This is a genomic window from Salifodinibacter halophilus (assembly GCA_012999515.1).
In the GTDB taxonomy this organism is placed as follows: Bacteria; Pseudomonadota; Gammaproteobacteria; order Nevskiales; family Salinisphaeraceae; genus Salifodinibacter; species Salifodinibacter halophilus.
The window spans coordinates 1-240 of sequence record JABEEB010000664.1; the positions used below are offsets into that span (position 1 = coordinate 1).

Genomic DNA, 240 nt, shown 5'->3' on the forward strand with positions numbered 1-240 from the left:
CCGGCGCAGGTGTTCGAGCTGCTTGCCGACCTCTTCGCGCAGGTCGTTCAAGCGGTCGAGGTTCTCGCGGGTGTGGCGGATGTGGGTTTCGGGTTCCTTGCGCCGTTCCTTGTACTTGGAAATGCCCGCGGCCTCTTCCAGGTAGACGCGCAGCTCTTCGGGCTTGGCCTCGATGATCTGCGAAATCATGCCCTGCTCGATGATCGAGTAGCTGCGCGGGCCCAGGCCGGTGCCGAGGAA

General features: G+C 63.8%; 1 protein-coding gene. It reads right to left on the minus strand.

Translation table 11 applies throughout. The features are described 5' to 3' along the window. The coding region (locus HKX41_13230) for a hypothetical protein (GenBank protein ID NNC25097.1) at window positions 1-240 on the minus strand (240 nt) is incomplete at both ends.